7 protein-coding genes and 2 pseudogenes are annotated in these 6654 nt (G+C 57.0%); 7 read left to right on the top strand and 2 right to left on the bottom strand.

Going from position 1 to position 6654, the window contains the following annotated elements:
* The 5 genes and pseudogenes from AAAC48_RS28075 to AAAC48_RS28055 form a co-directional block, all read left to right on the top strand.
* A pseudogene (locus AAAC48_RS28075) lies at positions 1-272 on the top strand (carbohydrate ABC transporter permease); the annotation flags it as partial.
* 15 nt (positions 273-287) lie between these two features.
* Positions 288-1358: a sn-glycerol-3-phosphate ABC transporter ATP-binding protein UgpC gene (gene ugpC / locus AAAC48_RS28070; protein WP_340657342.1), complete on the top strand. Its 1071-nt coding sequence runs from the start codon at positions 288-290 to the stop codon at positions 1356-1358.
* A 183-nt stretch (positions 1359-1541) separates the two neighbouring features.
* On the top strand, positions 1542-2312 hold the full coding sequence (locus AAAC48_RS28065; RefSeq protein ID WP_340657341.1) for an amino acid ABC transporter substrate-binding protein: 771 nt from the start codon (positions 1542-1544) through the stop codon (positions 2310-2312).
* Positions 2313-2399: 87 nt separating this feature from the next.
* The gene (locus AAAC48_RS28060; protein ID WP_340657340.1) at positions 2400-3080 is read left to right on the top strand and encodes an ABC transporter permease subunit; all 681 of its coding nucleotides are present in this window, start codon (positions 2400-2402) and stop codon (positions 3078-3080) included.
* Positions 3080-3853, top strand: coding sequence for an amino acid ABC transporter ATP-binding protein (locus AAAC48_RS28055; RefSeq protein WP_340657345.1), 774 nt, complete (start codon positions 3080-3082; stop codon positions 3851-3853). Before AAAC48_RS28060 ends, AAAC48_RS28055 begins: the two co-directional genes overlap by 1 nt.
* Positions 3854-3927: 74 nt before the next feature.
* On the opposite strand, the pseudogene AAAC48_RS28050 reads toward AAAC48_RS28055, so the two are convergent.
* Both AAAC48_RS28050 and AAAC48_RS28045 read right to left on the bottom strand, forming a co-directional pair.
* Positions 3928-4073: pseudogene (locus tag AAAC48_RS28050) on the bottom strand (HlyD family type I secretion periplasmic adaptor subunit); the annotation flags it as partial.
* A 7-nt stretch (positions 4074-4080) separates the two neighbouring features.
* Entirely contained in the window at positions 4081-4824 is a 744-nt protein-coding gene (locus AAAC48_RS28045; RefSeq protein ID WP_340657339.1) for an SDR family oxidoreductase, read from the bottom strand.
* Positions 4825-4951: 127 nt separating this feature from the next.
* Between AAAC48_RS28045 and AAAC48_RS28040 the strand changes: the two genes are divergently transcribed.
* Together AAAC48_RS28040 and AAAC48_RS28035 are read left to right on the top strand one after the other, a co-directional pair.
* On the top strand, positions 4952-5833 hold the full coding sequence (locus AAAC48_RS28040) for a LysR substrate-binding domain-containing protein (RefSeq protein WP_340657344.1): 882 nt from the start codon (positions 4952-4954) through the stop codon (positions 5831-5833).
* Positions 5834-5943: 110 nt separating this feature from the next.
* Positions 5944-6507 carry a methylated-DNA--[protein]-cysteine S-methyltransferase gene (locus tag AAAC48_RS28035; RefSeq protein WP_340657338.1) on the top strand — a complete coding sequence of 188 codons (564 nt, stop codon included), beginning with the start codon at positions 5944-5946 and terminating at the stop codon, positions 6505-6507.
* The last annotated feature ends 147 nt before the right edge of the window (positions 6508-6654 follow it).

The raw sequence follows: 6654 nt of genomic DNA, 5'->3' as shown, positions 1-6654 counted from the left end.
TCATTCCCCTGACGCTCCCGGGCATGGGCGCAACGCTCGGTTTCGTCTTTACCGCGGCCTGGAGCGAGCTCCTGTTCGCGCTGATGCTGATCAGCAGCGATAGCCAGAAAACCTTTGCCGTCGGGCTCCTGACCTTCATCGGCAAGTTTGCGGTCGACTGGGGTCAGATGATGGCGGCATCTGTGCTCGCTCTCATTCCGGCCTGCCTATTCTTCGCCTTCCTGCAACGTTACCTCGTCACGGGCCTTACGGCTGGTGCAGTGAAGGGATAATAAAGGATCAAAACCATGGCCTCTGTCACCATCTCCAACGTCCGGAAAAACTACGGCGCCATGAATGTGCTTTCGGCGGTGGACCTTTCCATTGCCGATGGCGAGTTCGTCGTCCTTGTAGGCCCATCCGGTTGCGGCAAGTCCACGCTGCTGCGGATGATCGCCGGGCTTGAAGAAATCTCCGCTGGCGAAATCAGAATTGGCGACCGCGTCGTCAATGACGTAGCGCCGAAGGACCGCGACATCGCCATGGTGTTCCAGTCCTACGCACTCTACCCGCATATGGATGTTGCCTCGAACATGGGCTTCAGCCTGATGTTGCGCAAGACCGCGAAGGAGCTGGTCATGAACCGCGTCGGCAGTGCAGCAAAGCGCCTTGGTCTTGACATATTCCTTGAGCGTCTGCCGCGCCAGCTCTCCGGTGGCCAGCGCCAGCGTGTCGCCATGGGCCGCGCCATCGTGCGCGATCCGAAAGTATTCCTGTTCGACGAGCCATTGTCCAATCTCGACGCCAAGCTGCGCGTGCACATGCGCACCGAGATCAAGGCGCTGCACCAGCAACTGAAGACAACCTCGGTCTATGTCACGCACGATCAGGTGGAAGCCATGACCATGGCCGATCGTATCGTCGTCATGCATGATGGCGTGATCCAGCAGGTTGGTACGCCGCTCGAACTTTACGACCATCCTGCCAATCTGTTCGTCGCCGGTTTCATCGGTTCGCCCGGCATGAATTTCCTGCCGGCCGTCGTGGCGCGGCAAGGCAACGCGGTTACCGCGGAACTCGCCGACGGTCAGGTGATACCCCTGCGGCCGGAACTCAAGGTTGAGGATGGTAATAGGGTAACGGTCGGTATTCGACCCGAGAACATCGAGGTTGGCAGTGCTGACACATTGAAGGCAAAGATCGAGGTCATCGAGCCACTTGGGTTGTCGACGCAATTTTATACGAAACTGGCGGGGCAACAGGTTTGCATCTTCGCCATGGGCCGGACCGACCGCGGTCCAGGCGATACGATTAGCCTCGGCATCAAGCCGGCAGATGTACACGTTTTCCACAGCAAGACGGACATCAGGCTGGCCTAGCGAAATTCGGGGATTTTGTTGGCCAAATCGCCCTGGAATATTATTCCCTCGTCAGGGCGATTTCTGGTATGAATTTTGCCAAACTACGCACCGCACCAGCGGCGAATGCCTATGCAGCGCTGGAGCAAAGTGACATTTTTCAGTCATTCGCCGAAAGGCATATAACAAACGGATGGAAACAAAATGAACTGGTTGAAATCACTCCTCGTCGTTGGCGCCCTCGCAATTTTGCCTGCACAGGCACAGGCTGCCTCCAATCTCGAGCAGATCAAGGCGGCGGGCGTTCTCAAGATCGGCACGGAAGGCACTTATGCACCGTTCACCTATCATGATGCTTCTGGCAAGCTCGTCGGCTTTGACGTGGAAATCGGCGAGGCAATCGCCAAGAACCTCGGCGTAAAGCCGCAGTTTCTTGAAGGCAAGTGGGACGGCCTGATCGCTGGTCTCGATGCCAACCGTTATGACACGGTGATCAACCAGGTCGGTATCACGGAAGCACGCAAACAGAAGTATGATTTCTCCGAGCCATATATTGCTTCCAAGGCGGTACTCATCATCAAGGGTGACAATACGGAGATCAAGGGCTTTGCCGATCTGAAGGGTAAAAAGTCCGCACAGTCGCTTTCCAGCAATTTTGGCAAGATCGCCCAGGAGGCCGGCGCCGAACTTGTCGGGACCGATGGTTTTGACCAGTCGATCCAGCTGGTGCTGAATGGCCGTGCTGACGCCACGATCAACGACAGCCTGTCCTTCCTTGATTTCAAGAAACACAAGCCGGACGCCAACGTGAAGATTGCTGCCCAGCAGGAGAATGCGGATTTCTCCGGCATCATCATCCGCAAAAGCGAGCCGGATCTGCTGGCCGCCATCAATAAAGCGCTTGAGGCGATCAAGACGGACGGTACCTACAAAAAGATCGCCGACAAATATTTCGGCCAGGACGTTTCGAAGTAACAGCCGTTTACGGCTGAGAAGTTTTACGCTCTAAGAGGGGGCAGGGGGCAAAACTCCCTGCCTTTGTCTTTGTAGGGAGAACCCGCTTTGTCCCATTGGCTGACATTGATGCTTGAATCGCTGCCGTCCCTGTTGTGGGCGGGGCTGATTTTCACCATTCCGCTGACGCTGCTGTCTTTCCTGCTCGGCCTCACGGTCGGCCTTATCGCTGCGATCATTCGGCTTTTCGCGCCGGGCCCATTTGCAGCGATCATCAAGTTCTATGTCTGGATCATTCGCGGAACGCCGCTTCTGGTGCAACTGTTCCTGATATTTTACGGCCTTCCGAGCGTGGGCATCGTGCTCGATGCATTCACGGCGGCGCTGATTGGCTTCACGCTCAACATCGGTGCCTATACGTCAGAGATTCTGCGCGCGGTGATTTCTTCTGTTTCGAAGGGGCAGTGGGAGGCGGCCTATTCGATCGGCATGAGTTGGAGCCAGGCGATGCGCCGCACCATCCTGCCCCAGGCCGCGAGGGTTGCCGTGCCGCCCCTGTCAAACACCTTTATCTCGCTGGTGAAGGACACCTCCCTGGCGGCAGCCATCACCGTTCCGGAATTGTTCCAGGCGGCGCAGCGCATCGTTGCGACCACCTATGAGCCGCTTATCCTCTACGTAGAGGCGGCATTGATCTACCTCGTGATGAGCTCGGTCCTCTCGTCGCTGCAAGGGCGGCTTGAGACACGTCTCAATCGTTATGGCGGATTCCTTGAGGCACGGTCATGATGATTGAACTTAAAAACATCGTAAAGCGCTTCGGCGATCTGACGGTTCTGAACGATGTTTCGCTCAGCGTCGCTGAAGGCGCGGTCATGGCGCTGGTCGGCCCGTCCGGCGGCGGCAAAAGCACGCTGCTGCGGTGCATAAATTTGCTGGAGATTCCAACGTCTGGGTCGGTGGGGATCGCTGGGGACAGGCTTGAGTTCCATTCCGGCGCCAGAGTTAGCGCGAAGCAGGTGCAGTTGCTGCGCCGGCATACCGGCATGGTCTTCCAGAATTTCCAGCTGTTCCCGCATCGCACGGTCGTCGAGAACGTTACGGAAGGCCTGACCACGGTCCTAAGATGGCCGAAGGATCGGGCACGGGAGCGGGCAATGGCGCTGCTTGAGAAGGTCGGACTTGCCCATAAGGCCGATGTTTGGCCCTCCACGCTCTCCGGCGGGCAGCAGCAACGCGTGGCAATTGCCCGTGCCTTGGCACCGTCACCGAAGGTTCTTCTGTGCGACGAGCCGACCTCGGCGCTCGACCCTGAGCTTTCCGGCGAGGTTGTCGATGTGCTCGCGCAACTGGCGCGCGAAGGCACGACCATGGTCATGGCCACCCATGACCTTCGACTGGCGTCCAAAATCGCCAATGAAGTGACCGTGCTCGACGCGGGCGTTATCGTCGAAACAGGCACATCACGTGAAATCTTCACGCAGCCGAAGCGGGAACGCACAAAGCGTTTCATCGCAACGCTGACACACGAGGAAGCCAATACGCAAGGCGAGGGGATCTAGGAGCACCCGACCAGCGTTCGCTTCAATATCTCGTTGATCCGTGACTAGCATGGCAGAATACAATTCGACCCTGGTCAACCTTCGCGGAAGGCTCGTTTGGCCTGGTCCATCAAGGGCTTGATGAAGTAGGATGCTACACTACGGTCGCCCGTTTGATGAAGGTTTCAACCGGCATGCCTGGAACGAGCTTTGCGTTTCCGAGCCTCATAACTTCATCTTGGGTGAACTCAGAACTCCTGAATGGTGGGTCGCAGAACGATCTCGTTGATATCCACGTCGGCAGGTTGTTCAATCGCATAAGCGATGGCGCGGGCAACGGAATCAGCGGGGATCGCCTGTTGGTAGAATTCTCCGACGGACTTCGCGCTCTCTTCGTGCGACGATCCGAGTTTCAGTTCGGAATCGATTGCTCCGGGCGAAATAATCGTCGTGCGGATGGAGCCGCCGACTTCGTGACGCAATCCCTCCGATATCGCGCGGACAGCAAATTTGGTGCCGCTGTAAACCGTGCCTCCCGGACTGAAGACCTTGATGCCTGCCGCAGAAGCAATATTGATGAAATGTCCCGAACCTTGCCTTTCGAAGACCGGCAGTGCGGCAGCAATACCGTAAAGCAGACCCTTGATGTTGATGTCGATCATCCGATCCCATTCGTCGGTTTTGGTGGCTGACATTGGCGCAATCGCCATCAAGCCAGCATTATTCACAACGACATCGATGCTGCCAAACGCCTCGATTGCGCCGGCGATAAGCGTCTCGACATCCGATTTCTTCGCAACATCCATCGCGAACGCCTTGGCCTTGCCACCGGCTGCAGTAATCTCAGCTTCGATTTTCTCCAGGCGATCCACGCGGCGGGCGCCGAGCACGACTGTTGCTCCAAGCGACGCAAGATGGCGGGCCGTGGCTTCGCCAAGACCACTGCTTGCTCCAGTTATTACAACGATTTTGCCCTCGATATTTTTGCTCATGTGCCTGTCCTTTCTTTGCATATATTTCGCGTCTGTCGGTGTGCGTTGGATGGACAACAGATAGCAGGGTTGATAGTTAATTTTTATAGCAACAATATATGATAGGCTGTTGACTGAAATTCATGAAATGCAGAATTTTGAGATAACTGAACTCTTGGTTTTCCTGGCGGTGGCGCGGCACAGGAGCTTCCGTCGGGCAGCAATCGAGCGGGGGATGACCGCTTCGGCTGTCAGCCATGCTATCAAGCGGCTGGAGACGCGGCTCGAGCTGCGTTTGATCCATCGCACGACCCGCAGCGTATCGCTTACCGAACCTGGTGCGCATTTTTTTGCGCAATTGGAGCCAGCCTTTGCTGATATTCACAAAGCAATTGAAACGCTCAACCAGTTCCGCGACACACCGTTCGGAACTGTCCGGATCAACATTCCGCACTCGATCGCGCCCTTTGTGCTCGGCAAGGTGATTGGCCCTCTTGTGGAACGCAATCCGGGTCTGCAGTTGGAGATTGTTGCAACCGACAGGCTTGTCGACATTGTCGAACAGGGGTTCGACGCGGGAATCCGGCTCGGAGAGCGCCTGTCGCAGGATATGGTGGCAGTGCGCATTGCCGCGCGTCTGCGCTTTGCAGTGGTTGGAACACCCACATATTTTGCCGGGCGAAACATACCCATGACGCCCCACGATCTCAAAGACCACCGCTGTATCCGCTATCGTTTTCCTAGCGGGTCCATGCTCAATTGGGAATTTGAGAGGGGTTCGGAAAATATTGACGTTAACGTTGAGGGTCCTGTTACGATCGACGATCAGGAACTGATGGTGGAGACCGCATTATCGGGTGCAGGGCTCGCTTACGTCTGGGATTACCGGATCGAGCGGCATTTGCAGAGCGGGGCGCTGATCCGTTGCCTTGACGACTGGTGTGCGCCGCTCGACGATCTGTTCCTTTACTATCCCAGCCGAAAGAACGTCTCGGCAGGCCTCCGCGCCTTGATCGGCGCATTACGGTAGGCGAGCATCAAACTGCCATGCGGCTGCCGTCAGCATGATGCAGGAATCGGGTTGAATTCCCATGCCGGCTGCACAATCTTCACGGTTAGATTGGATTAGAGGGCTGTATCATGGGCCAGACAGTGCACCATTATCATATATTCCCAACTGCCGGCGGTTTCTGCGGCATCGCATGGAATCAGATCGGCATCACGCGCTTCCAGTTGCCGACGAGGAGCGCCGAAGCCACGGAGCGGAATCTGTTGCGCCGGCTGCCTGTAGCCGAACCCGGCGCGCCCACGACGGAGGTGCGTGAAGCAGTTGCCGCCGTAAAGCGCTATTTCGACGGTGAGGAGACGGATTTTTCTGGCTTCAGGCTCGATCTCGGTGAGCAGGACGCCTTCTTCGAGCAGATCTATGCTGCCGCGCGGCGGGTCGCCTGGGGTCATACGACCACCTACGGTGCGCTGGCGAAAGAACTTGGTGCCGGACCGGAAACTGCACGGGATGTGGGCCAAGCCATGGCCAAGAATCCGGTTGCCCTGATCATCCCCTGCCACCGGGTATTGGCGGCCGGCGGCAAAGTCGGCGGTTTTTCCGCGCCAGGCGGTTCTGCGGCGAAGATCCGCATGCTCGAGCTGGAGGGTGTTCACGTCGGGGCACCGGAACCCAAACAGCAGTCATTGGGCTTTTAACTATTGCTCCCGAATGGCCCGACCACCGTTTGACGCCGGATCAATCGGGTATGATTGTCGCTTCTATCCCCGCACGATGGGTCGTATGATGAGGGCGTAAAGACTTCCAGCCGTCTGCTGGCTCGAGGAAGCCAAAGGTTCGCTATC

The organism is Phyllobacterium sp., from assembly GCF_037994405.1.
GTDB lineage: Bacteria > Pseudomonadota > Alphaproteobacteria > Rhizobiales > Rhizobiaceae > Phyllobacterium.
Note: the sequence above shows the minus strand (reverse complement) of the source record. Positions and strands in the feature narration are given on the sequence as shown.

Bases quoted from the DNA above. Each gene is read 5' to 3' on its own strand.
- AAAC48_RS28040 (WP_340657344.1), top strand. From the start codon at position 4,952: ATGCAGAATTTTGAGATAACTGAACTCTTGGTTTTCCTGGCGGTGGCG.
- ugpC (WP_340657342.1), top strand. From the start codon at position 288: ATGGCCTCTGTCACCATCTCCAACGTCCGGAAAAACTACGGCGCCATG.
- AAAC48_RS28035 (WP_340657338.1), top strand. From the start codon at position 5,944: ATGGGCCAGACAGTGCACCATTATCATATATTCCCAACTGCCGGCGGT.
- AAAC48_RS28065 (WP_340657341.1), top strand. From the start codon at position 1,542: ATGAACTGGTTGAAATCACTCCTCGTCGTTGGCGCCCTCGCAATTTTG.
- AAAC48_RS28045 (WP_340657339.1), bottom strand. From the start codon at position 4,824: ATGAGCAAAAATATCGAGGGCAAAATCGTTGTAATAACTGGAGCAAGC.
- AAAC48_RS28055 (WP_340657345.1), top strand. From the start codon at position 3,080: ATGATTGAACTTAAAAACATCGTAAAGCGCTTCGGCGATCTGACGGTT.